The sequence below is a fragment of the Saccharothrix sp. ALI-22-I genome, from assembly GCF_001984175.1.
GTDB lineage: Bacteria > Actinomycetota > Actinomycetes > Mycobacteriales > Pseudonocardiaceae > Actinosynnema.
Genome location: NZ_MTQP01000068.1, coordinates 901,803 through 923,947, shown reverse-complemented (window position 1 = coordinate 923,947; position 22,145 = coordinate 901,803). Strand labels below are relative to the sequence as shown.

Here is a 22,145-nt window from a genome sequence, read left to right as displayed (position 1 = left end):
GGCACGCGCCGTGCGTTCCCCATCCAAGCAAGAATCAGCCCGACCAAGTGCCGGTAGAACGGAATCGGGTCAACATGGCCAGGTGCGGTTCCAGGTCCAGGCCCTGCGCGGCCACCCACGAATCGTCGTAGTAGGTGTGCGAGTACCGCTCCCCACCGTCGCACAGCAACGTCACGACGCTCCCCCGCAGCCGCGACGCCCGCATCTCCGCGATCAGCTGGAACGCACCCCACAAATTCGTGCCGGTCGACCCACCGACCCGCCGCCCCAGCACCTCCTCGACGTGCCGGATCGTCGCGATCGACGCCGCGTCCGGCACCTTGATCATCCGGTCGATGACGGCACCGATGAACGACGGTTCCACCCGCGGCCGGCCGATGCCCTCGATCCGGGAGCCACGCGTCCCGGTCAAGGACACATCACCATCACGCCAGGCGTCGAAGAACACCGAGTGCTCCGGATCGACGACGGCCAGCCGCGAGTGCAGCTTCCGGTAGTGGATGTACCGGCCGATGGTGGCGCTCGTGCCACCGGTGCCCGCCCCGACCACGACCCACTCGGGCTCGGGCGCGGCCTCCAACTCCATCTGCTGGAACACCGACTCGGCGATGTTGTTGTTGCCACGCCAGTCCGTGGCCCGCTCGGCGTGCGTGAACTGGTCCATGAAGTGCCCGTCCAGCGACGCCGCCAGCCGCCGTGACTCGTCGTAGATCGCGCCCGGCTCGTCCACGAAGTGGCACTGCCCGCCCTGGCGCTCGATCAACGCCACCTTCTCCTGGCTGGTGGACCGGGGCATCACCGCGATGAACGGCAACCCGAGCAGCCGGGCGAAGTACGCCTCCGACACCGCCGTGGACCCCGACGACGCCTCGATCACCGGCGTGCCGCCGACCACCCAGCCGTTGCAGATCGCGTACAGGAACAGCGACCGGGCCAGGCGGTGCTTCAAAGAACCGGTGGGGTGGGTCGACTCGTCCTTCAGGTACAAGTCGATGCCCCACTCCGGCGGGAGGGGGAAGTGCAGCAGGTGCGTGTCGGCGCTGCGGTTGGCGTCCGCTTCGATGATGCGGACGGCCTCGCACACCCATTCCCTGGTCCGGGTGCTACATCGATCTACCGAAGAGGTCACGCCGGCACGATAACTTCTGCGACGTGACCTCACCTCTGAGCGGCTCATTCCGCGGCAGCCTCCTCGCCGGCGCCGTCGGCGACGCGCTCGGCGGTTCGATCGAGTTCGACCGGATCGACCGCATCCGGGGCCGCTTCGGCCCGTCGGGTCTCACCGACTACGCACCGGCCTACGGCAGGCTCGGCGCGATCACCGACGACACCCAGATGACCCTGTTCACCCTGGAAGGCCTGTTGCTGGCGAAGAAACGCGGCAGCGACCCGGTGCACGAGGTGCGCGTCGCGTACGGGCGCTGGCTGCGCACGCAGGGCGGCCCGGCGGTCAGACCGGACGGGTGGCTGCTGGACGTGCCCGAGCTGCACGAGCGCCGCGCACCCGGCAACACGTGCCTGACCGCGCTCCGCTCCGGCGTGCTGGGCACGGTGGACACCCCGATCAACGATTCGAAGGGCTGCGGCGCGGTGATGCGCGCGGCGCCGGTGGCGTTGTGGTCGGACGACGTGCACGAGGTGTTCGACCTGGCCGCCGCCACCGGCGCGCTGACCCACGGCCACCCCAGCGGCTACCTGTCGGCAGGCGTGCTGGCGGTGCTGGTGCAGCAGGTGCTGGCGGGCACGGCACTGCTGCCCGCGATCGAGGTGGCCCGAGCCGAACTGATCACGTGGGACGGTCACGAGGAGCAGTTGGGCCTGCTGGACCTGGCCGTGGAGCTGAGCGTGCGCGGTGTCCGACCGACGCCTGAAGTGATCGAGACGGCGTTGGGCGGTGGTTGGGTCGGCGAGGAGGCGTTGGCGATAGCGGTGCTCACCGCGTTGACCGCACGGGACCTGGCGGACGGCCTGCTGCTCGCGGTCAACCACTCCGGGGACAGCGACTCGACCGGTGCCCTGTGCGGGAACCTGCTCGGCGCGCGGGACGGTGTCGAAGCCATCCCCGAGCACTGGCTGACGGACCTGGAACTCCGGGACGTGCTGGAACGCCTGGCCGACGACGCGGTGGAAGCGTTCACGCGCTGACCCACCGCCGCCTGCCGCTGACAACACTGGACGAACCTTAATCTACATAGGTAGCCTAGAACCGTGGAACCACTCGGACGTATCGGAGGGGCCACGGTGGACGTGCTGGAAGTGCTGCTCAAGAGCGACCAGCCGCGCTGGGGCCTGGAGATCATCAAGCTGACCGGACGCCCGTCCGGCAGCGTCTACCCGCTGCTCGACCGCCTGGAACGGGCCGGGTGGGTCACGTCGTCCTGGGACGACGACAGCGAACGCCGCGGCCCGCGGCGCCGGATGTACGTGCTCACGCCCGGCGGAGCCCAAGAGGCCGTCAAGGTGTGCGCGAAGACCGCCGGCGGAGCCGGCAATCGGACAAAGGCCAGGCCCGTGCCCGTCACCCGACCGGAGGTCGCCCGATGACCCGACTCGCCCTGGCCGCGGTCCGAGCAGCCGCCGCGCTGCTCCCCCGCGGGCAAAGAGACCGTTACCTGGAGCAGTGGCGCGCCGACGTGGAAGGCGCGCGGGAACTCGGCCTGAACCCGCTGGGCGTGGCGTTCGGCGCGATCCGCATCGCGAACCGGGAGCGCAAGCCGGTGATGCTGCCGATCGGCCCGTTGGCGCTGGCCCTGCGGCTGCGCGAGAGCACGAACCTCGGCGCGGTGCTGGCCGTGATGGTGCTGGCCAACCTCGGTGGCGCGATCCTGCTGGTCGTCTAGCCGGCGGCGCCGTCGCCGCGCAACTGGGCGCGCAGCTTCTCGCGCTCGGCGCGGCGCACGGCCTGCTTCTCTTCGAGCCCCTGCGCGACCCGCGTCCGCAGCCCGCGGAACACGAACAGCGACAGCGGCAACGCCACCACCACGCCGACGGCGAGGGCGACCAGCAGCGGCACGTTGGCGAGCACGAGCAGCGCGGTGACCGCGGCGACCATGCCCAGGCGCGCGCCGATGTAGAGCGTCACATCACGACCCAGGTGCACGGTAAACCAGGTTACGCGTCACCCATCGGCCCGGCCGCCGCGGTGTTGGGACGGCCCTCGAACCGGGTGGACAGCACGACCGTGGTGCGCGTGCGCGCGACGCCCTGGATGCGCCGCAACCGGCTCAGCGAGCGCTCCAGGTCGTCCACCGTGGCCACTCTCACCTTCACGATGAACGACTCGTCACCCGCCACCCGGTAGCACGACTCCACCTCGACCAGCTCGGCCAGCGCGACGGCCAGTTCGTCGTCGTCCGCGGTGTCCGTGGGGTGGATGCTGACCAGCGCGGTCACCCCGAGGCCGACGGCGCTCGGGTCCACCACGGCGTGGTAGCCGACGATCACACCGGTGCTTTCCAGCTTGCCGACCCGCTCGTGCACGGCGGAGGCCGAGAGGCCGACTTTGCGGCCCAGGTCGGCGTAGGTGGCCCGACCGTTCTCCCGCAGGGCGGCGATGATCTGGCGATCAAGAGCGTCCACCGGTCACAGCGTAGGCCCACCGACCTGCCCGGTGTCACGGCACTGATGTCCGAACCGCGCGCTTCGTCCCTTACTACCTCTTTACCATCACCCAAGCGTTCGAGTACCCATAGGGTTCGATGCCACGATGCGTCCGGTACGTCCGTTCGCCATCGGGGAGGAAAGACCGTGACCATGACGCTGACGCAGGGACACCAGGGTGAACGACTGCTCACACCGGGAGAGGTCGCGAACCTGTTCCGGGTGGACCCGAAGACGGTCACCCGTTGGGCGACCGCGGGCCGCATCGGCTCGATCCGCACGCCCGGCGGTCACCGCCGGTTCCGCGAGTCCGAGGTCCAGCAGCTGTTGTCGCAGCTGACCACGGAGGCGACCGAACCCGTTCGGCACTGACCACGTACACCTCCACGACACGAGTAATCTCGTGGCAAAGGAGGTGGCGACCATGCTCTACCTGCTCGCGGTGATCGGTGCGCTCACCATCGCCGTGCTGCTGTGGCGTGCGTTCGGACCGGACCGGGTCGATACCGCCCCCAGTCGTCGTTTCGTGGCACCGGACGACGACCCCGACTTCCTGCGCAAGCTCGGTGAGCAGCGCAAGAAGAAGCCGGACGACGAGGAGTGACAACGAAGGGGCCTCACCACGGAGGCCCCCTTCGTCACGACACGGACTAGTTGTTCGGGAAGTCGTCCGCCACGGTGGCGGCGAGTTCCAGCAGCGCGAGGCGGGTGTCCGGGGCGAGCTTGTCCAGCTCGATCTCCGCGCCCTCTTCCAGGTGCGTGTCGAACGGGATGCGCACCACGGCGCGGCAGCGCTGCGCGAAGTGCGCGGCCAGCTTGTCCAGGTCGACCTTGCCCGAGCCCGGCCGCACCGAGTTGATCACCACGACCGACTTCGCGACCAGCTCGCGGTAGCCGTGCGCGTCCAGCCAGTCCAGCGTCGCCGCCGACGTCTGCGCGCCGTCCACCGAGCCGGACGAGACGAGCACCAGCGAATCGGCCTGGTCCAGCACGCCCTTCATGGCCGAGTGCATCAAGCCGGTGCCGCAGTCGGTGAGCACGATGTTGTAGAACAGCTCCAGCAGCGCGACCGTGCGCAGGTAGTCCTGGTCGCTGAACGCCTCCGACACCGCCGGGTCCTGCTCGGACGCCAGCACTTCGAGGCGGCTGGGCGACTGCGAGGTGTACGCGCGCACGTCGCTGTACCGGGTGATCTTCGAGGCGTCGCGCAGCAGGTGCCGCACGGTCGCCGTGGTCTCCCGGGGCACCTTCAGCGCCAGCGTGCCGCGGTCGGGGTTGGCGTCCACCGCGATCACGCGGTCGCCGCGCAGCGAGGAGAACGTCGAGCCGAGCGTGGTGGTCGTGGTGGTCTTGCCCACACCGCCCTTGAGGCTCAGCATCGCGATCTTGTAGCAGCCGCGCAGCGGCTGGTTGATCCGGCCGATCAGCTCACGCCGGCGGACGTCCGCCGGGCTCTCGCCGAGGTTGACCAGCCCACCGGTGACCGAGTGCAGGGTCTTGCGCCAACCCGACTGCGGCTTGCGCTTCGCGCGCTTGATCAGCTGCTGCGAGGACATGTCGCTGGCGTTGGCCCGCTGCGGCTGCGGCTGGACGCTCTGCGGGAAGTTGTTGGGGAACCCGCCCTGGTACTGGTGCGGGCCCGACTGACCCGGGCCGGGGTACGGACCGGACTGGCCGCCCGAGACCTGGTACGCGCCCGACTGGTGACCCTGTTGTCCGGGCACCTGGTACGCGCCGGACTGCTGGCCCTGGACCTGGTAGGCGCCCGACTGCTGCCCCGGCACCTGGTACGGCCCGGACTGCGCCGGGAACCCGCCGGACGGCGGACCGGTCACCGGGCCGGACGTCGACGGGTCGAGGTAGACGGTCTGGGGGTCGACGTAGTGGGCTCCCGATCCCGGCTCGACCTGGTAGCCGCCCGACTGGTTCGGGTTGGGCTGCTGCCCTTCCGCTCCGGCCGACTGCTGCCACGACGGCTCAGGATTCTCGTAGCGACCGGTCACCGCTGGGGTCCTCCCTGAGCGAAGCGGATCGAGACCTCCCCGACCCCACGCGTCCGACGGTAGTCGGCGACCAGTGGTTCCACGACACTGGGTGTTCGTCCACCCCGAGCCCGTGACATGGGTGGACGAACACCGCGTACCTGGTGGTCTACGGGATCAGCCGACACCCGCGTACGAGTGCAACCCAGTCGTTACGAGGTTGATGAAGAACAGGTTGAACACGGTCAGCGCGAAGCCCAACGAGTTGATCCAGGCGGCGGGACGGCCCCGCCAACCGGCCGTCGCCCGCGCGTGCAGGTACGCCGCGTAGACGACCCACGACACGAACGCCACCGTCTCCTTGGGGTCCCAGCCCCAGAACCGGCCCCACGCCGCCTCGGCCCAGATCGCGCCGCAGATGATGCCGATGGTGAACAGCGGGAACGCGAACACCGTGCTGCGGTAGGCGAGCCGGTCCAGCACCTCGGCGTCGGGGAACTTGCGGAACCGCGCGTGGCCGGAGGACTTCAGCAGGTACAGCACGCTGGCCACACCGGGCACCAGCAGGATGCCGGTGGACACCGAGATCACCGAGACGTGCACCACGAGCCAGTACGACTGGAGCGCGGGCTGCACGGGCGCGGCGTCGGCGTAGAGCACGGTGCCGCCGAGGAACATCAGGATCACGACCGGCACCAGCACGAACCCGCCGAGCCTGCGCACCGGGAACGTGCGGGACAGCACCAGCCACGTCACCACGCCCGCGAGCGTCAGCAACGAGCCGTACTCGTACATGTTGCCCCACGGCGCGCGCTCGGTCGCCAATCCGCGCAGCACCAACGAAGCGACTTGCACCACCACGCCGAGGACGGTCAGCGCCACGCCCATCCGGCCGAGGCGTTCGGCGCGGGACAGCTCCGGCTTGACCACCAGGCCGGGCGTCCAGGTGCCCGCCGCGTCCGTGCCGCCCAGCTGGATGCCGCCGGCCGCGACCAACTCGCGTTCCTTGGCCTTCTCGGGCCGGGCGAACGCCGCCTCGCACAAGTAGAGCACCGCGGCGAAGAAGTAGATCGCCACGGCGGCGCCGTAAGTCCAGTCGCTGTACGTCGCCAGGGTCGCGTTGACCGGCATCAGCTCTCCTCCTTGTGGGCGAGCAGGTCCCGGGATAGAGCGGTGAACTCCTCGCCGTATCCGGCCTGATCAGTGCGCGCGAGGCCGCCGACCTCGACAACGGTACGCCCGTCCTCCTGGGGCGTGGCCCGCACCCACACGCGGCGGCGCTTGATGCTCAGCGAGACGCCCAGACCCAGGATGACCAGCACCGAGAACACCAGCACCCACATCTGCGTGGGGTCGTGCGACACCTGCAACGACACCCAGTCGCGGACACCGTCGAAGCGGATCACGGTGCCGTCGTCGAGCGTCAACTGCTCGCCCTGCTTGAGGTTCTGCCGGGCGACTTTGGCGAGTTTGCCGTCCTGCACCATCTTCTGGTCGATGGAGAAGATGGACTGGCCGCGGCCGGAGTCGGTGCCGAGATCGCCGCGGTAGACGTCGATCGCCACCGCCGGGTCGTTCGCGGCGGGGAACGCCGAGTCCAGCAGTTCGCCGCGGAAGACGGCGGTCGGCGCGAGCAGGCCGGTGATCGCGAGTTGGCTCTTGCGGCGCTGCTCGGCGTCCGGCACGTCCGGCGGGTCGAACTTCGTCGCGCCCTCGGAGGCCAGCGTGACCTGGTTGACCGGTCGCCACTGGGTGGTGCCGGTGCGGATCTCGCCGTTGGGGAAGGTCACCGTGAACAGCGGCGTGTAGCCGTGGCCGAGGAGGTAGAGCCGGTCGCCGGCGGTGCGCAGCGGGCTGTTGACCTCCAGCGGGTACGGCCGCCAGGAGCCGGTCTCCAGGTCCGCGCCGGACTGGTACTGGATGTCCGCGCGGAAGCTCTCCGCTTGGCCGTTGTGCAGGAACGTGGCGTTGAAGTCGTCGATCTTCACGCAGAACTGGTTGAGCCGCGTGCCGTCCACGCGCAGGCCGGGCCGGAACGTGTCGTAGTTGTAGACGCCGGAGTTGCAGAACTGGCCGCCGTTGGCCTGCACGATGACCTGGCCCTCGTAGCCGAACATCTTGCCCAGCGCGAACGCGATCAGCAGGCCCAGCAAGGAGAAGTGGAACACCAGGTTGCCGGTCTCGCGCAGGAAACCGCGTTCGGCGCTGACCGTGCGGGCGCCGTTGCGCTCCTCGCCGGTGACCAGCCGCCAGCCCTTGAGCCGCCGTTCGGCGTGCTCGATCACGGCCTGCGGGCCGGCGGTCGTGTCGGCCGTCGCGTGGTGCGGCATCCGGGCCAGGTTGCGCGGGGTGAGCACGGGCTTGGCCCGCATCTGCTTGAAGTAGTCCCAGGTGCGCGGCAGCAGGCAGCCGACCAGGGACACGAACAGCAGCACGTAGACGGCGGAGAACCAGACGCTGGCGTAGACGTCGAAGAACTGGAGGTCGTCCAGGAACCGGCCCCACCAGCCGTTGTTCGCGATGTACTCGTCGACCTTCAGGGCGTTCAGCGAGCGCTGCGGGAGCAGCGCGCCCGGCATCGCGCCCAAGGCCAGCAGGAACAGCAGGGTCAACGCGGTGCGCATGGCGGTGAGACCGCGCCACGTGTTGCGCAGGAAGGCGAGGAGAACGCTCACTACAACGGCAGTTCTAGGTCGGTGATGACGGCGTCACGCAGCCAGGCCACGAAATCGCCCCACAGGCCGGTGACCAGGGCGACGCCGACCGCGATCAGCAGCGCGCCGCCGAACACCTGCACCTGGCGGACGTGCGTGCGCAACCAGCCGGTGGTCCGGACCGCCCAGCGCGCGCCCATCGCGATCAGGATGAACGGCAAGCCGAGGCCGAGGCAGTAGGCGAGCACCAGCACCCCGCCGCGCGCGGTGACCGAGCCGACCTCGGTGCTGCGGGTCAACGCCAGCACGCCCATCAGCGTCGGGCCGATGCACGGCGTCCAACCGAGCGCGAACACGCCGCCCAACAGCGGTGCGCCGAGCAGGCCGGCTCTGGGGGTGCGGTGCACGCGGACGTCCCGTTGGAGGACGGGGACCAGGCCGATGAACACCAGGCCCATGGCGATCGTGATCACGCCACCGATGCGCTGGAGCAGGTCGCCCTGGAGCCAGAACAGGTCGGTCAGGCCGAGCACCACGAACGACGTCAAGGAGAACACGATCGTGAAGCCGAGCACGAAGAGCAACGCGGCTCCGGCGACTCGCCAGCGGCCGGTCTTCCTGGATTCGCCGTCCTGGACCGCCGGGGCTTCCGCGCCTACCAGGCCGGCCAGGTAGGCGAGGTAGCCGGGGACCAAGGGCACTACGCACGGGGAGGCGAACGAGATGGCCCCTGCCAGCAGCGCTACCCCGGTCGCGAGCAGGATCGGGCCCGAGGTGGCCAGATCGGTCGGGTTCACGGGGTTCAGGGTAGGTAGGGCGCACTTGACGCCGTGCACCGGCATCCCTTATGGGCGACCCACATCACAGTGCCGAATGGGGCGGTGGCCCACAGCGGGGCGTACAGGAATCGGCACTTTTTACCCAATCGAGGGAACTTTTAAACCCGACCTTCTTCCCTAGTGGGTGATTGGCCAACTCCATAGCGTGACAGCATGCGCGCACACCAGCTCACCCTGCCCGTGCTGGCTGTCGCCTTCGCCGTCGTCGCCGCGCCCCTGCCCGGCGACGCCGCGGAGTCCACCACGCCCGCGCAATCCGATGTGGAGTGGGTGGAGGTGTTCTCGCCGGACGGCACGATCAGCCGGACCGCCGTCCCGCGCGCCGTCGAGACCCGCGCCGCACCGGCCGACGTGGCCGCCGACGTGGTGCCCATCCAGGAGACCGGCGCACCCGACCAGCGGTTCGACCTGGTGTTCATCGGCGACGGCTACACCCCCGCCGAGATCGACCTCTTCCACACCCACGTGGTGGACAAGTGGACCGAGCTGTCCGCCGTGGAGCCGTTCAAGTCCTACCGCCAGTACTTCAACGTGTGGCAGGTCGACGTCGTGTCGAACGAGTCCGGCGTGGACCACGACCCGACCCTGGGCACGGCCCGCGACACCGCCCTGGACATGGGCTTCTGGTGCCAGGGCCGGGACACCCAGACCGAACGCCTGCTGTGCGTGAACCAGACCAAGGCCACCCAGTTCGCCGCTCTCGCGCCGCAGGCCGACCAGGTCATCGCACTCGGCAACACCGCCAAGTACGGCGGCGCGGGCGGTGGCGTGGCGACCGCGGCGGGCGCGAACGACCAGGCCGGGCAGATCGCGGTGCACGAACTGGGCCACTCGATCGGCAAGCTGGCCGACGAGTACGACTACCCCAACGACCAGTACACCGGCACCGAGCCGACCGAGGTCAACGTGACCACGAGCGCCACCGGCGCGAAGTGGTCGGCCTACCTCGGCCAGGCGTCACCGGACGGTGGCGTGGTCGGCGCGTTCGAGGGCGCCCGGTACCACCTGCACGGCCTGTACCGGCCCACCGAGAACTCGATCATGCGCACGCTCGGCCGCGAGTTCAACCTCATCGGGCGGGACGCGATGATCGAGGCGTTCAAGGCGAAGATCCCCGAGCTGCGCTGACGCCGGTGACCCGTTCAGCCGTTCAGCCGGTGGCCGTCAGCCGGTGGCCGTTATGACTCGGCGGCCAGGTCCTTCACCAGCTGCAGCAGGTCGGAGGCGATCACGGGGCCCAGGAACGCCGCCGCCACCCGGTGCTGCTTGTCCAGCACGAACGTGGACGGCACGGTGTTCGGCGGCAGTCCGCGGAAGGACAGCATCGCCCGACCGGACTCGTCGTAGATCGACGGGTAGCTCAGACGGCGGTTGGTGATGAAGTCCCGGGGCGACTCGGTCGAGGTCTCCTTGACGTCGACGCCCAGCACCTGCACCCCCAGCGAGCCGGTCTCGTCCTGCACCTTCTGCAGCTCGGGTGCCTCGGTGCGGCACGGCGGGCACCACGCGCCCCAGATGTTGACGATCACGACCTTGCCCGCGTAGTCGTCCAGCGAGATCGTCTTGCCGTCCTCCATCAGGCTCGGGCCGGTCAGTCCCTTGATGCCCTTGCGCTCCTCGCCGTCGTAGCGGAGCTTGGTCTCGCCGTTGGGCGCGACCAGCTGGAACTCCGAACCGGCCACCACCGCGTCGTCCCCGGTCGAACAGGCCGTGAGCAGCAGCAACGCGGCCATCAGGCCGGTCAGAGCCTTCCTCATGCGCCGGTCACCCTCGGGTTGGTCGCGCCGACCGGTTCGGTGTAGACCACCCGCACCAGCTGCTCCCCCTCGAACACCAGGCTGGTCAACGACGCCAGCGAGCACTCCCGGCGGCGCGGGTCGTGCCACATCCGCTTGCCCTCCAGGAACCGCCGCAGCGTCCAGATCGGCAGCTGGTGCGATACGCACACCGCCTCGTGGCCCTCGGCCGCCGACCGGGCCCGCTGCACCGCGCCGAGCATCCGGTGCGCGATCTCCAGGTACGGCTCGCCCCACGACGGCCGGAACGGGTTGATCAGCTTCGGCCAGTGCTTCGGCGAGCGCAGCGCGCCGTCGCCGACGGCCACCTTCAGGCCCTCGAACTGGTTGCCCGCCTCGATCAGCCGGTCGTCGGTGGCCAGTTCCAGCCGGTGCGAGTCGGCGATCGGCGACGCGGTCTGCTGCGCCCGGTCCAGCGGGGACGCCACGACGTGCGCGATGTCGTGGTCGGCCAGGTGCTCGGCCACGGTCAGCGCCTGCTTCTGGCCGCGTTCGGACAGCTTGAACCCCGGCAGGCGGCCGTAGAGGATGCCCGTCGGGTTGTGCACCTCGCCGTGGCGGAGCATGTGGATGACTGTTCTGCTCACTTCGTCGCCTCCGCGGCGGCACGGGCGGCGTGCGGCAAGGCGTCCGCGATGATCTGGAAGTCGTCGTCGGTCATGGCGGCGTTGACGAACCACGCCTCGTAGGCGCTCGGCGGCGCGTACACGCCGCGGTCGAGCAGGGCGTGGAAGAACGGCGGGAAACGCCACGTCTCGGCGGCCTGCGCGCCCGCGTAGTCGGTCACCTCGTTGTCGGTGAAGAATACGCTGCACAGGTTGCCGGCGAACTGCACGCGGTGCTTGACGCCCGCTTCGGTGAGCGCGGCGGTGAACAGCGCGCCCAGGCGGGTGGCGTTGGCGTCGAGGGTGCGGTAGACGTCGTCCGTCGCGGCGCGCAGCGTGGCCAGGCCCGCCGCCACCGCGACCGGGTTACCGGACAGCGTGCCGGCCTGGTAGACCGGGCCGGACGGGGCGAGCTTGGACATCACGTCGGTCCGGCCGCCGAACGCCGCCGCGGGCAGGCCGCCGGACATGACCTTGCCGAACGTGTAGAGGTCGCCTTCGACGGTCTCCAGGCCGTACCAGCCGGCGCGGGACACGCGGAAGCCGGTCATCACCTCGTCCATGATCAGCAGCGCGCCGTTGGCCTGGCAGAGTTCCTTGAGCTCGGCGTTGTACAGGGGCGGGATCGCGCCCATGTTGCCCGCCGCGGCCTCGGTGATCACGCAGGCGATCTCGTCGGGGTTCTCGGCGAACGCCTTCCGGACCGCGTCGATGTCGTTGTACGGGAGGACGAGGGTGTCGGCTGCTTGCGCGCCGGTGACGCCCGGCGACGTGGGCAGGCCGAGCGTGGCCACTCCGGAGCCCGCTTGGGCGAGCAGTGCGTCCACGTGACCGTGGTAGCAGCCGGCGAACTTGACGATCTTGTGACGGCCGGTGAAACCGCGGGCGAGGCGGATCGCGCTCATCGTGGCCTCGGTGCCGGAGTTGACCAGCCGGACCTGGTGCACCGGGGCGACCCGGTCGATGATCTCCTCGGCCAGTTCGATCTCGCCCTCGGTGGGGGTGCCGAACGACAGGCCGTGCGCGGCCGCCTCCTGGACCGCCTGGACGACGTCCGGGTGGGCGTGCCCGAGGATCATCGGTCCCCACGACGACACCAGGTCGACGTACCGGTTGCCGTCGGCGTCCCACAGGTGCGGGCCCTCGCCGCGCACCATGAACCTGGGCGTGCCGCCGACCGAGTGGAAGGCCCGGACCGGGGAGTTCACGCCACCGGGGGTCACCGCCGCCGCGCGCTCGAACAGTTCCTGGGATCGCGTCGCTGTCACGGGGTCCAGTCTCACACGTCGGATTGTTCGACCTGTTTCCGACCACGGGTGCGCACCGCGAGCAGCGTCTGGCGCACCGCGTCGAGCAGCAGGACGCCGGCCACGGTGACCAGGCCGACGGACGCGCCGATCCAGTTGCCCTTGAACCGCGTCGACTCCAGCGGCGGCTGGTCGGGCACGGGGTAGCTGTAGTGGAGGACACCCCGGTTCCAGCACCAGACGGCGACCGGCACGAGCAGCACCACGAGCACCACCTCACCTGCCGCGATGAGCGCGCGTTTCGGCTGGTGCAGCGTGGGCATTCCGGGTTCCGGCTCGGTCTCGGTCTCGACGGTGGCCGCAGTCACGTCGATCAGCTTCTCACGCTTCCGGTCCGCTCCGCTGGCCGCCACGGGTGATCAGCAACTTCGCCAGCTCCGTGCGCAACGCGTCCGCGTCCCGTGCCCAGCCCATCACCACCGTGCCGTCGGTGAGCCTGATCGGGACCGGCTCCGTGCCACGCGGCACGGACCAGCCGCCGCCCAGCACCTTCGCGCCGGACCGCGGTTCCACGCCCTCGACCGACTCCACCTCCCGCATCGCCAGCTCCTCCCGCCCCTGGTGCAGGGCGACCGGTGTGAGGCGCACCGCGTAGAGGCGCCGCCGGCCCTGCACCCACAACGTCGTGGGCAGGAAGAGGAGGAGTGCGACCAGGAACCAGAGGGTCGGGCGCGTCGAGCCGGTCAGCGCTTCGACGCCCAACCCGAGCGCGGCGAACACCGGACCCCACAGCAGCGGCCACCAGGACGTGCCGGGTTCGGCGTACAACGTCGGCTGTTCCACTTGCCCACTTATCCCATGTTCCCCGCGAAGTAGTGCCGCGTCCCCGGCAGGAAGGCGAACACCGTCGCCACCGCCGGCAACGCCAGCCGCAGCACCATCACCACCCATGACAGCGGTCCGGCGTCACCGTCACGTGCCGCGACGATCACGGCGGCCAGCGCGAGGACACCGATCACCAGCGACACGCCGACCAGGCCGATCCGCGCCTGGTAGCTGCCACCGATCAGCAGCACCGCGCCCCACACCCCGGCGACGCCGATGCACCCGGTGGCGAACAGCGTCATTATCGGCCCGAAACCGGCGAACGACCCGTCGTCCTCGGCCAACGTCCGCACCACCGTGCCGACCGGCCACGACAGTGCCGCCAACACCCAGAACACGAACGACACCACGACCACACGGGGCCGGACCAGCGCGGTGGTGAACTGGTCGATGTTGCGCATCTGCCCGGGGTACGGGGACTGCGGGGACTGGTACGACTGTGGACCGGGGTACGGGGACTGCGGGTTGGGGTACGGCGGCTGTGGGCCGGCCTGCGGGTAGTCCACCGGCCGCATGGATTCGCGGTACGGGTCGAACGGTTCGGACATGAGGTCTCCGCAGGGGTCAGTGCTGCTTCACCCACTGTGCCGTACTGGGGAGCCACGTGAGGGCCAAACCGAGAGCGATCAGCAGCAACGTCACCAGGTTCACCGCGCTGGCTCCCGGCAGCACGATCCACAGCACGTGCAGCACGGCCGCCCCCGTGAGCACGCCGCGCGCCCACCGCCTGCCCGACCGCAGCAACCAGCCGAACAGGCCGTAGCCGACCGCGAAACCCACCGCGACGACGGCCAGCTGCGCCAACAGCCCGGTGACGTGCGCGGGGTCGTCCCCGACGCGGACCGCGGACTGCTCCAGCTCGTCCCGGCGCAGCCACAGCACGACGTTCTCCAAGAGCAGGAACGCGCCGAGGGCGAGCCACACGGCGACCGCGCCGCGCACCACCGCGGGCGGCTGCCCGGTCACTCGGCCCGCTTGACCGCGTCGAAGTAGGCCTTCGAGGCGGGCAGGTACAGCGTCACCACCGCCGCGCCGATCACCAGCACCACGAGGACCAGGCCGATCAGCGAAGACCCGAACACCATGAGGTACAGGAACACCGCGGCGGCCGACACGGTCAACGCGACCCGGGCCCAGCTGCGTCCCGCGCGTGCCTTGATGGCGAAGAGCGCCATGAGCCCGGCGAGGATGACGCTGACGATCATGGAGAAGGTGATCAGGACGGTGGCCCCTGTTTGCAACTGCTCCTCGGTGAGCCCCTGGTTGGTGGCGGCTTCGCGAGCGGCGTCGACCAGGGCGTCGCGTTGGCCCAGGAGCAGCACGGACGACAGGACGAGCAGGGCGGCACCGGAGATCCACAGCCAGAAGGACAGCCGTACTTCCTTGGGTTCGACCGCCACCGGTTGCCCAGGTTGCCCGGTCGCAGGCTGCCCCGAGGGAGCGATGCCGCTCGGCTCGGGCTCGCTCGGCGGGGGCGGTGCCGGGACGTACGGCTCCTGCGGCGATGGAGGCGGCTGCGGAGGCCGGTCCTCTGGGTCCTGTGGGGTCGTCACGCCTGAAAACGCTAGGGCCGCCGGATGGTGCTGTCCACCGCGACAGGCAGTGGACAGCACACCTGTGACCTCCCCGGTCAGCTGGCCTTGAAGTAGTAGTTCGAGTCGGGCATGAACATGAAGACGATCGCGGCGATGATCGTCACGAGCGACGCCACCACGAACAGCGCGGAGATCACGCCCAGGAAGCCGATCGAGAACAGGATGCCGAAGGCCAGCAGGCTGAGCAGGTTGCCGATGGTGGACAGGCCGCCCAGCACGGTCAGCACGATCCGAGCCCAGTTGGCGCCCTTGCGCATCTGCATCACGACCAGGATCCACAGCACCGCGAAGATCAGGCTGACGATCGACGTGCCGGCGCCCGTCTCCACGCCGGTCTCGGCCGCGATGTCCGAGGCGATGACGAAGCCGATCAGGTTGCTCAGGATGCCGATACCTGCCGCGACCAGCCACAGCAGGTACGCGGTGTCGACGGACTTGGGACGGGCCGGCGGGCGGAGCTCGCTCTCGTTCAACGGCGGCGCCGCCGGCGGGTAGCCACCGGGCTGCTGCTGGTTGTAAGGATCGTTCGGAGTGGTCATGTGACGGACCGTAGGAGTGATCCGCATCTCCGTCGACCGATAATCACAATCCGTTAGCTACCTGCGGTGGCTTCACACTGACCGAACGCACTGATCTGAAGTACCCGGAAACTGATGGCAAGTACATCAGCACCACGGCCACCGCGTCGATGATCATCGTGACCCCGCCGAAGGCCAGGTCTACCGGGCTGACCACCAGTCCGAACGCCGCCGCGAAACCGGAGCCGACGGCGATCAGCCGCACCAAGCCGAAGAAGATCCCGACGCCCGCGAGCACGGTCAGCACGATCCGCGCCCAGTTGCGGCCGGACGCCATCCGGTTCGCCAACAGCGTGTAGACCAGCACCAGCCCTGCCGCCAGCAGCAGCCCGAACATGATCCCGCCGGTCGCGGCGGCGTCCAGTTCGTCCTGGCCGAGGGCCGGCTGCTGCGTCCGCAGCTGGTCGATCAGCATCTCGCGGTCGGACAGCTGCACGAGGAACCGGCCCATGCCGATCACGGCGCTGGCGATGAACAGCCATCGCGCGATGTCGATCAGCTTGGGTGGGGTCGGTTTGGGTTTGGGCCGGGGTGGTTTGGGGGTGGTCATTCGCGGTCCAGCCAGCCGGCGGCTTCCACTGCCCAGTAGGTGAGCACGATGTCCGCGCCGGCTCGGCGGATCGACGTCAGCATCTCCAGCACGGTCCGCTCCCGGTCGATCCAGCCGTTGCGGGAGGCGGCCTCGACCATCGCGTACTCGCCGGAGATCTGGTAAGCGGCCACTGGGACGTCGGAGATCTCGGCGATGGATTTGAGGACGTCGAGGTACGGCAGGGCGGGCTTGACCATGACCATGTCGGCACCCTCGGCCAGGTCGAGGGTGACTTCGCGGAGGGCTTCGCGGGCGTTCGCCGGGTCCTGCTGGTAGGTCTTGCGGTCACCCTGGAGCTGCGACTCGACCGCGTCGCGGAACGGGCCGTAGAGGGCGGACGCGTACTTGGCGCTGTAGGCCAGGACGCCGGTGTCGGTGAGACCGGCGTCGTCCAGGGCGTTGCGGATGAACCCGATCTGGCCGTCCATCATGCCGCTGGGTCCGACGACGTGGGCACCGGCTTGGGCCTGGGCCACGGCCATCTCGCCGTAGATTTCGAGCGTGGCGTCGTTGTCCACGGTGCCGTCGGGGGTGAGGACGCCGCAGTGGCCGTGGTCGGTGAACTCGTCCAGGCAGCAGTCCGACATCAGGACGGTGGCGTCGCCGAGTTCGTGGCGGAGGTCGCGCAGGGCGGCGTTGAGGATGCCGTCCGGGTCGGTCGCGCCGGAGCCGACCGCGTCCCGCTCGGCGGGCACGCCGAACAGCATGATCCCGCCCACGCCTGCCTGGACCGCTTCCACGGCGGCTTTGCGCAGTGACTCGCGGGTGTGCTGGTGGACGCCCGGCATGCTCTTGATCTCGGTGGGCGCGTCGGCGCCTTCCTTGACGAACATCGGCAGCACGAGCTGGCGCGGGCGCACGGTGGTCTCGCTGACCAGTCGGCGCATGGCCGGCGTGGTGCGCAGACGGCGGGGGCGGTGGGCTGGGAACACGGCGGCACTCCCTGGTGTTGTCGGTGCCCTGTGGTTGGGTGTGTGTCGGGGGTGCTGCGTTCGGGGGTACGCCTGGTTTGAGCTTCGTGCAGGCCCAGGGGTTGGGTCCGGCTCGATTTGACATGGGGCTCTTACGGGCAGCCTAAGGCACCCGAACCCATGTCAAATCGAGCCTCGTCGGCCTCCGGCGGTTTGGCCGGGGGCCTGTTTGTTGCGTTATGACCTGCGTAGACGCTTGGTCTTGCGTGGGGGCGGTAGGGCTCCCTCGGCGCGGAGTCGGGCTGCGTGTTGGGCCAGGGCGTCTACCAGGGCCGGGACGTTGGCGTCCTCTGGTTGGACGTCTACGCGGAGGCCGAACTCGCGGGCTGTTTCTGCCGTCTGCGGGCCGATGCAGGCGACCAGGGTGCGGGCGTGGGGCTTGCCCGCGATGCCGACCAGGTTGCGGACGGTGGACGACGAGGTGAAGCAGACTGCGTCGAAGCCGCCGGACTTGATCATTTCGCGGGTGTCGGCGGGCGGCGGGGCCGCCCGGACCGTGCGGTAGGCCGTGACGTCGTCGATTTCCCAGCCGCGTTCGCGCAGGCCGGCCGCCAGGGTTTCGGTGGCGATGTCCGCTCGCGGGAGCAGGACACGATCCACCGGGTCCAGTATGTCGTCGTACGGCGGGAAGTCCGCGAGGAGACCCTCGGAGGACTGCTCGCCGCTCGGGACCAGTTCGGGGATGATGCCGAAGCTGCGGACCTTGGCGGCGGTGGACTCGCCTACGCAGGCGATCTTCACGCCGGAGAACGCGCGGGCGTCCAGGCCGAACTCGCGGAACTTCTCCCAGACGGCGCGGACGGCGTTGGTCGAGGTGAAGATGACCCACTGGTAGCGGCCGTCTACCAGGCCCTTTACCGAGCGTTCCATCTGTGCGGGGCTGCGTGGGGGCTCGACCGAAATGGTCGGGACCTCCACCGGGATCGCGCCGTGGGAGTGCAGGCGGTCGCTCATCGCGCCCGCCTGTTCCTTGGTGCGGGGGACGAGGACTCGCCAGCCGTAGAGGGCGCGGGACTCCCACCAGGAGAGCCTGGTGCGACCGGCTACGGCGGCGCCGACCGTGACGACCAGGGGGCCGCCCAGGTCGCCGGCGTCGGCGGCCAGCGAGGCCAGCGTGGTGTCGACGGTGCGTTGGCCGAAGCCGGTGCCGTCGCAGGTCACCGCGACCAGGGTCTGCGGTGCCACGCCGTGCTCCACGAGGGAGGACGCGGCCTCGGCCAGGTGGCTGCCGGTGGCGTGCAGGACCAGCGTGCCAGGCGCGGCGGCCAGGCCGGCCCAGTCCACTACGCCTCGGACGTCGGCCTCGGTGTGCACGGCGCCCAGTGCGACGCCGGCGTAGGCGGGTACCGCCGTGCCGGCGGGTACGCCCGGCACCACGTCGAAGGCGATGGTGGTGCGGGAGACGGCTTGCGCCTCCTTCACCACCGAGTCCAGGGTCAGCGGGTCACCGGCCACCAGGCGCACCACGGCATGGCCGTTCTTCGCCTCGGCGACCAGGTCCTTCGCCACGTCGGCGGGGTCGCCCACGGCGGGTCGGACCTCGACGCCGTCGGGTACCAGCGCCACCACCTCGGCCGGTACGTCCGGGTCCGTGACCACGAGCTCCGCCTTGTGGAGCAGGTCGCGGGCCCGGACCGTGAGCAGCCCGGTGTCGCCCGGACCGGAGCCGACGAACGCGACTCGGCCGGGGGTCTTGCGTGCGCGGGTCATCAGGGCACTCCCCATCAACTACGCCTCGCCGGCGACGCGGTGGCGTGGCCGGAGAGGTCGAGCAACTCGGCGGCCAGCGCGCGGCCGAGTTCCTCTGCTTCGGTCAAGTCACCGGTGGCGGACGCACGGAGGAGGTCTCCATCCTCCGTCGCCATGACCCCGCGCAGGGACAGGCGGAGAACCACGGCCCCGTCGTCGCTGAGGTCTTCCACCACATCGGCCAGTGCGCCGACCGGCGCGCTGCACCCCGCTTCGAGCGCGGCCAACATGGCGCGCTCGGCGGCGACAGCGGCCCTACTGGCCGAATCGTCCAGAGTGGACTGGAGTAGGTGTTCGGTATCGACGTCGTCGACCCGGCACTCCACTGCGAGGGCGCCCTGTGCGGGCGCGGGGAGCATCTGGATGGGCTCCAAAGTCTCGGTGATCTCGGCGGTGCGGCCGAGGCGGGCGATGCCGGCGCGGGCCAGCACGACGGCGTCCAGCTCACCGTCGGCGACCTTGCGGATTCGGGTGTCGACGTTGCCGCGCAAGGCGACTACCTCGATGCCGAGGCCGAGGGCGTTGAGCTGCGCGGCGCGGCGGGGCGAGCCGGTGCCCACCTTGGAGCCGGTGGGCAGTTCGCCCAGGGTCAGGCCGTCGCGGGCGACGAGCGCGTCACGCGGGTCTTCGCGGGGCGGCACGGCGGCCAGCGACAGGCGTGGGTCGCGGGCCGTGGGCAGGTCCTTGTAGGAGTGCACGGCGACGTCGATCTCACCGTTGGCGAGCGCGTCGCGCAGCGCCGAGGTGAACACCCCGATGCCGATCTCGGCGATGGGGGCGGACGAGCGGTCGCCGGGTGTGGAGATCGTGATGATCTCCACGTCCGCGCCCGCCTCGCGCAGCGCATCGGCCACGTGGCCGGTCTGCGCCAGCGCGAGGGCGCTGCCGCGGGTGCCGATCCTCAGGGTGCGGTTCACCGCTTCTCACCTTTGGGTTGCGTCGAATGGGGTGTGCTGACGGCGGACGGCGCCTGCGGGTCGAGCCCGAACAGCTCGCGCAGCGCTTCGGCGTAGCCGGCGCCACCGGGTGCCGCGGCCAGCTCCTTCACCCGCACGGTGGGGGTGTGCAGGAGCTTGTCCACCACCCGACGCACGGTTTTGGCCAGTTCGTCGCGCACCGCGCCGTCCAGCTCGGGCAGCCGCGAGTCGAGCCGCAGCAGCTCGGCGTCCACGACCTCGGCGGCGCGCTTGCGCAGTGCCGTCACAGTGGGCGTGACCCCTGCCGAGCGCTGCCCGGCCAGGTAGGCGCGGACCTCCTCGGCCACGATCTCCGCCGCGCGCAGCGTGCCCTGCCCGGTCGGGGCGTCGGACAGCCTGCGCTGAAGGGTCTCCAGGTCGACCACGCGGACGCCGCTGAGCAGCGTCGCGGCCGGGTCGATGTCTTTGGGCAGGCCGAGGTCGCACACGACCAGCGGCCGGTCCGGCTCGCGTTCGCCGATCAGCTCGGCGCCGACGACCGTGCCGACCGAGCCGGTGCAGGCGAACAGCACGTCGGCCTTGGCGATCTCGTCGGCCAGGTCGTTCAGGTCGGTGGAGGTGGCGTTGACGCCGTCCGCGCGCAGCGCCGTGGCCAGGCGCGCGCCGTTGGCGGCGGTCCGGTTGGCGATGACGACCTCGCCGATGCCCGCGCGGCGCAGGTGGGCGGCGGCCAGGCCGCCCATGGAGCCCGCGCCGACGATCAGGGCGGTGCGTCCTTCGAGTCCCGTCCTACCGCCGGAGGCACGACGCAGTGCCTCGTCCGCATCCTTCAGCGCCTCTGAGACGACGGACGCGCCGGCGTGGTCGATGTCGGTCTCGGTGTGCACGCGCTTGCCGACCCGCAGGGCGTGCTGGATCAGCTCGTGCAGCGTGCGGCCCACTACGCCCTGATCGTCGGCGGCGTTGTAGGAGTTGCGCAGCTGGCCCAGGATCTGGGCCTCGCCGACCACCATCGAGTCCAGGCCGCCCGCCACCGAGAACAGGTGTTCGACGGCGGCGGCGGAGTAGTGCACGTAGAGGTGTTCGAACAGCTCGGCGGGTTCCGCGCCCGCCTGGCGGGCCAGCACCTCGACGACCTCGTTCATGCCGCCGTGGAAGGTCTCGACGACCGCGTACACCTCGACCCGGTTGCAGGTCGACAGCAGCACGGCCTCGGACACGCTGGGCGCCTTCAGCAGCTGGTCGAGGACCTTGCCGCGGTCGGCGTCGGCCACCGCGACGCGTTCCAGCACGGGAACCGGGGTGGTCCGGTGGGACAGACCGACAACGAGCACGCTCATGCCGCCGTCACCACCGTTCGGCTCACTACCCGCACGATCACGGGCGAATCACCACCCCGTCCACACCGATGCCGTTGACCACGTCGTTGGCGGCTTCGTCAGCCCGCCGAGCCACGTGGAACGACAGGATCTGCATTTCGACCGCCAGGTCGACCTTGCGCACTTCGACGTAGTCCGGCACTTGGAGCACGACGGGTGCGAAGTTCAGGATGCACTGGACTCCGGCGGATACCAAACGGTCGCAGACGGCCTGAGCTGCCTGCGGCGGTGTCGCGATGACCCCGATCGACACTTCGCGTTCCGAGCAGACGGACGTGATGTCGTCGATGTGGTTGACAGGTATGCCACCTACCGGCACTCCCGTCAGGTCGGGGTCGATGTCGAACAGCGCGGCGACCGGGAAGCCCCGGCTGGGAAACCCGCCGTAATTCGCCAGCGCGTGACCAAGATTACCGATCCCGACGACCGCCACGGAGTGCTTGCGGGTGAGGCCGAGGATCCGCTCGATGTGGCTCACGAGCACCTCGACGTCGTAGCCGACGCCGCGCGTGCCGTAGGAGCCGATGTAGGAGAGGTCTTTGCGGAGCTTGGCCGAGTTGACCCCGGCCGCGCCCGCGAGTTCCTCGCTGGAGATGGTCGTCACGCCCTGCTCGACCATGCCGGAGAGCACCCGCAGGTACACCGCGAGCCGCGCCACCGCCGCCTCGGGGATCGCACGTGCCCGCTCCCGGACGTCCGCGGGCGCTTCCGGGCTGGTCACGACACCGTCACCCTCGCCCCGCTGAGCCGCCACGC

The 22,145-nt window shown here is 70.1% G+C and carries 28 protein-coding genes; 6 read left to right on the top strand and 22 right to left on the bottom strand.

What is annotated here, in order from left to right; all coding sequences use genetic code 11:
* Positions 1 to 34: 34 nt before the first annotated feature.
* Positions 35 to 1,177 (bottom strand): PLP-dependent cysteine synthase family protein, encoded by a 1,143-nt coding sequence (locus tag ALI22I_RS41265; protein WP_077011225.1) that lies wholly within the window; start codon positions 1,175 to 1,177, stop codon positions 35 to 37.
* On the opposite strand from ALI22I_RS41265, the gene ALI22I_RS41260 reads away from it, so the two are divergent.
* The 3 genes from ALI22I_RS41260 (at position 1,153) to ALI22I_RS41250 (ending at position 2,840) form a co-directional block, all read left to right on the top strand.
* Entirely contained in the window at positions 1,153 to 2,145 is a 993-nt protein-coding gene (locus tag ALI22I_RS41260) for an ADP-ribosylglycohydrolase family protein (protein ID WP_077010953.1), read from the top strand. The two genes, ALI22I_RS41265 and ALI22I_RS41260, sit on opposite strands and share 25 nt — an antisense overlap.
* 63 nt (positions 2,146 to 2,208) lie before the next feature.
* Positions 2,209 to 2,544, top strand: a complete 336-nt coding sequence (locus ALI22I_RS41255) for a PadR family transcriptional regulator (RefSeq protein WP_077010952.1) — start codon at positions 2,209 to 2,211, stop codon at positions 2,542 to 2,544.
* Positions 2,541 to 2,840 (top strand): hypothetical protein, encoded by a 300-nt coding sequence (locus ALI22I_RS41250; RefSeq protein WP_077010951.1) that lies wholly within the window; start codon positions 2,541 to 2,543, stop codon positions 2,838 to 2,840. Before ALI22I_RS41255 ends, ALI22I_RS41250 begins: the two co-directional genes overlap by 4 nt.
* Here ALI22I_RS41250 and ALI22I_RS41245 read toward each other — a convergent pair.
* Together ALI22I_RS41245 and ALI22I_RS41240 are read right to left on the bottom strand one after the other, a co-directional pair.
* Positions 2,837 to 3,100: a DUF4229 domain-containing protein gene (locus tag ALI22I_RS41245; protein ID WP_274523038.1), complete on the bottom strand. Its 264-nt coding sequence runs from the start codon at positions 3,098 to 3,100 to the stop codon at positions 2,837 to 2,839. The two genes, ALI22I_RS41250 and ALI22I_RS41245, sit on opposite strands and share 4 nt — an antisense overlap.
* Positions 3,101 to 3,111: 11 nt before the next feature.
* Entirely contained in the window at positions 3,112 to 3,579 is a 468-nt protein-coding gene (locus ALI22I_RS41240) for an Lrp/AsnC family transcriptional regulator (protein WP_077010949.1), read from the bottom strand.
* A 174-nt stretch (positions 3,580 to 3,753) separates the two neighbouring features.
* Here ALI22I_RS41240 and ALI22I_RS41235 point away from each other — a divergent pair, with 174 nt between their 5' ends.
* Complete coding sequence (locus ALI22I_RS41235; RefSeq protein WP_077011224.1) at positions 3,754 to 3,972, top strand: BldC family transcriptional regulator; 219 nt, start codon at positions 3,754 to 3,756, stop codon at positions 3,970 to 3,972.
* Between the two features lie 52 nt (positions 3,973 to 4,024).
* Positions 4,025 to 4,204, top strand: coding sequence for a hypothetical protein (locus tag ALI22I_RS41230; RefSeq protein ID WP_077011223.1), 180 nt, complete (start codon positions 4,025 to 4,027; stop codon positions 4,202 to 4,204).
* 46 nt (positions 4,205 to 4,250) lie between these two features.
* Here ALI22I_RS41230 and ALI22I_RS41225 read toward each other — a convergent pair whose 3' ends face one another.
* The 4 genes from ALI22I_RS41225 to ALI22I_RS41210 all read right to left on the bottom strand — a co-directional run bounded on the left by ALI22I_RS41225 (position 4,251) and on the right by ALI22I_RS41210 (position 9,042).
* A complete protein-coding gene (locus tag ALI22I_RS41225; protein WP_077010948.1) occupies positions 4,251 to 5,603 on the bottom strand; it encodes a nucleotide-binding protein in 1,353 nt (450 codons plus the stop codon).
* Positions 5,604 to 5,759: 156 nt separating this feature from the next.
* Complete coding sequence (gene ccsB, locus ALI22I_RS41220) at positions 5,760 to 6,713, bottom strand: c-type cytochrome biogenesis protein CcsB (RefSeq protein WP_077010947.1); 954 nt, start codon at positions 6,711 to 6,713, stop codon at positions 5,760 to 5,762.
* Positions 6,713 to 8,206: a cytochrome c biogenesis protein ResB gene (gene resB / locus ALI22I_RS41215; RefSeq protein WP_077011222.1), complete on the bottom strand. Its 1,494-nt coding sequence runs from the start codon at positions 8,204 to 8,206 to the stop codon at positions 6,713 to 6,715. The genes ccsB and resB overlap by 1 nt, the downstream gene beginning before the upstream one ends.
* 50 nt (positions 8,207 to 8,256) lie before the next feature.
* Positions 8,257 to 9,042, bottom strand: coding sequence for a cytochrome c biogenesis CcdA family protein (locus ALI22I_RS41210; protein WP_077011221.1), 786 nt, complete (start codon positions 9,040 to 9,042; stop codon positions 8,257 to 8,259).
* A gap of 186 nt (positions 9,043 to 9,228) precedes the next feature.
* On the opposite strand from ALI22I_RS41210, the gene ALI22I_RS41205 reads away from it, so the two are divergent.
* Positions 9,229 to 10,203 carry a M64 family metallopeptidase gene (locus ALI22I_RS41205; RefSeq protein ID WP_077010946.1) on the top strand — a complete coding sequence of 325 codons (975 nt, stop codon included), beginning with the start codon at positions 9,229 to 9,231 and terminating at the stop codon, positions 10,201 to 10,203.
* A gap of 50 nt (positions 10,204 to 10,253) precedes the next feature.
* On the opposite strand, the gene ALI22I_RS41200 is transcribed toward ALI22I_RS41205, so the two are convergent.
* The 15 genes from ALI22I_RS41200 to ALI22I_RS41130 form a co-directional block, all read right to left on the bottom strand.
* On the bottom strand, positions 10,254 to 10,832 hold the full coding sequence (locus tag ALI22I_RS41200) for a TlpA disulfide reductase family protein (RefSeq protein WP_077010945.1): 579 nt from the start codon (positions 10,830 to 10,832) through the stop codon (positions 10,254 to 10,256).
* Positions 10,829 to 11,437, bottom strand: coding sequence for a histidine phosphatase family protein (locus ALI22I_RS41195; RefSeq protein WP_077010944.1), 609 nt, complete (start codon positions 11,435 to 11,437; stop codon positions 10,829 to 10,831). The genes ALI22I_RS41200 and ALI22I_RS41195 overlap by 4 nt, the downstream gene beginning before the upstream one ends.
* A gap of 17 nt (positions 11,438 to 11,454) precedes the next feature.
* Positions 11,455 to 12,744, bottom strand: a complete 1,290-nt coding sequence (gene hemL, locus ALI22I_RS41190; protein WP_077011220.1) for a glutamate-1-semialdehyde 2,1-aminomutase — start codon at positions 12,742 to 12,744, stop codon at positions 11,455 to 11,457.
* Positions 12,745 to 12,755: 11 nt separating this feature from the next.
* Positions 12,756 to 13,091, bottom strand: coding sequence for a hypothetical protein (locus ALI22I_RS41185; protein WP_143532688.1), 336 nt, complete (start codon positions 13,089 to 13,091; stop codon positions 12,756 to 12,758).
* Positions 13,092 to 13,104: 13 nt separating this feature from the next.
* Positions 13,105 to 13,566: a hypothetical protein gene (locus ALI22I_RS41180; protein ID WP_077010943.1), complete on the bottom strand. Its 462-nt coding sequence runs from the start codon at positions 13,564 to 13,566 to the stop codon at positions 13,105 to 13,107.
* An 8-nt stretch (positions 13,567 to 13,574) separates the two neighbouring features.
* The gene (locus ALI22I_RS41175) at positions 13,575 to 14,156 is read right to left on the bottom strand and encodes a hypothetical protein (RefSeq protein ID WP_077010942.1); all 582 of its coding nucleotides are present in this window, start codon (positions 14,154 to 14,156) and stop codon (positions 13,575 to 13,577) included.
* Positions 14,157 to 14,172: 16 nt separating this feature from the next.
* The gene (locus ALI22I_RS41170) at positions 14,173 to 14,574 is read right to left on the bottom strand and encodes a hypothetical protein (protein WP_077010941.1); all 402 of its coding nucleotides are present in this window, start codon (positions 14,572 to 14,574) and stop codon (positions 14,173 to 14,175) included.
* On the bottom strand, positions 14,571 to 15,008 hold the full coding sequence (locus ALI22I_RS41165; protein WP_077010940.1) for a hypothetical protein: 438 nt from the start codon (positions 15,006 to 15,008) through the stop codon (positions 14,571 to 14,573). The genes ALI22I_RS41170 and ALI22I_RS41165 overlap by 4 nt, the downstream gene beginning before the upstream one ends.
* 230 nt (positions 15,009 to 15,238) lie before the next feature.
* Positions 15,239 to 15,742, bottom strand: coding sequence for a hypothetical protein (locus ALI22I_RS41160; protein ID WP_077010939.1), 504 nt, complete (start codon positions 15,740 to 15,742; stop codon positions 15,239 to 15,241).
* A 43-nt stretch (positions 15,743 to 15,785) separates the two neighbouring features.
* On the bottom strand, positions 15,786 to 16,331 hold the full coding sequence (locus ALI22I_RS41155) for a hypothetical protein (RefSeq protein ID WP_077010938.1): 546 nt from the start codon (positions 16,329 to 16,331) through the stop codon (positions 15,786 to 15,788).
* The gene (gene hemB, locus ALI22I_RS41150; protein ID WP_077010937.1) at positions 16,328 to 17,305 is read right to left on the bottom strand and encodes a porphobilinogen synthase; all 978 of its coding nucleotides are present in this window, start codon (positions 17,303 to 17,305) and stop codon (positions 16,328 to 16,330) included. The genes ALI22I_RS41155 and hemB overlap by 4 nt, the downstream gene beginning before the upstream one ends.
* 216 nt (positions 17,306 to 17,521) lie before the next feature.
* Positions 17,522 to 19,054 (bottom strand): uroporphyrinogen-III synthase, encoded by a 1,533-nt coding sequence (locus tag ALI22I_RS41145; protein WP_077010936.1) that lies wholly within the window; start codon positions 19,052 to 19,054, stop codon positions 17,522 to 17,524.
* A 14-nt stretch (positions 19,055 to 19,068) separates the two neighbouring features.
* Positions 19,069 to 20,010, bottom strand: coding sequence for a hydroxymethylbilane synthase (hemC, locus tag ALI22I_RS41140; protein ID WP_077010935.1), 942 nt, complete (start codon positions 20,008 to 20,010; stop codon positions 19,069 to 19,071).
* Positions 20,007 to 21,350 (bottom strand): glutamyl-tRNA reductase, encoded by a 1,344-nt coding sequence (locus tag ALI22I_RS41135; RefSeq protein ID WP_077010934.1) that lies wholly within the window; start codon positions 21,348 to 21,350, stop codon positions 20,007 to 20,009. Before ALI22I_RS41135 ends, hemC begins: the two co-directional genes overlap by 4 nt.
* 37 nt (positions 21,351 to 21,387) lie before the next feature.
* On the bottom strand, positions 21,388 to 22,143 hold the full coding sequence (locus ALI22I_RS41130; protein WP_143532687.1) for a redox-sensing transcriptional repressor Rex: 756 nt from the start codon (positions 22,141 to 22,143) through the stop codon (positions 21,388 to 21,390).
* Positions 22,144 to 22,145: the final 2 nt, after the last annotated feature.

What these genes read in the sequence shown, in the direction of transcription:
- ALI22I_RS41135 (WP_077010934.1), bottom strand. Translation starts at nt 21,350, where the DNA reads ATGAGCGTGCTCGTTGTCGGTCTGTCCCACCGGACCACCCCGGTTCCC.
- ALI22I_RS41250 (WP_077010951.1), top strand. Translation starts at nt 2,541, where the DNA reads ATGACCCGACTCGCCCTGGCCGCGGTCCGAGCAGCCGCCGCGCTGCTC.
- ALI22I_RS41230 (WP_077011223.1), top strand. Translation starts at nt 4,025, where the DNA reads ATGCTCTACCTGCTCGCGGTGATCGGTGCGCTCACCATCGCCGTGCTG.
- ALI22I_RS41265 (WP_077011225.1), bottom strand. Translation starts at nt 1,177, where the DNA reads ATGAGCCGCTCAGAGGTGAGGTCACGTCGCAGAAGTTATCGTGCCGGC.
- ccsB (WP_077010947.1), bottom strand. Translation starts at nt 6,713, where the DNA reads ATGCCGGTCAACGCGACCCTGGCGACGTACAGCGACTGGACTTACGGC.
- ALI22I_RS41145 (WP_077010936.1), bottom strand. Translation starts at nt 19,054, where the DNA reads ATGACCCGCGCACGCAAGACCCCCGGCCGAGTCGCGTTCGTCGGCTCC.
- resB (WP_077011222.1), bottom strand. Translation starts at nt 8,206, where the DNA reads ATGCGCACCGCGTTGACCCTGCTGTTCCTGCTGGCCTTGGGCGCGATG.
- ALI22I_RS41205 (WP_077010946.1), top strand. Translation starts at nt 9,229, where the DNA reads ATGCGCGCACACCAGCTCACCCTGCCCGTGCTGGCTGTCGCCTTCGCC.
- ALI22I_RS41155 (WP_077010938.1), bottom strand. Translation starts at nt 16,331, where the DNA reads ATGACCACCCCCAAACCACCCCGGCCCAAACCCAAACCGACCCCACCC.
- ALI22I_RS41195 (WP_077010944.1), bottom strand. Translation starts at nt 11,437, where the DNA reads ATGCTCCGCCACGGCGAGGTGCACAACCCGACGGGCATCCTCTACGGC.
- ALI22I_RS41175 (WP_077010942.1), bottom strand. Translation starts at nt 14,156, where the DNA reads ATGTCCGAACCGTTCGACCCGTACCGCGAATCCATGCGGCCGGTGGAC.
- ALI22I_RS41235 (WP_077011224.1), top strand. Translation starts at nt 3,754, where the DNA reads ATGACGCTGACGCAGGGACACCAGGGTGAACGACTGCTCACACCGGGA.
- ALI22I_RS41200 (WP_077010945.1), bottom strand. Translation starts at nt 10,832, where the DNA reads ATGAGGAAGGCTCTGACCGGCCTGATGGCCGCGTTGCTGCTGCTCACG.
- ALI22I_RS41160 (WP_077010939.1), bottom strand. Translation starts at nt 15,742, where the DNA reads ATGACCACTCCGAACGATCCTTACAACCAGCAGCAGCCCGGTGGCTAC.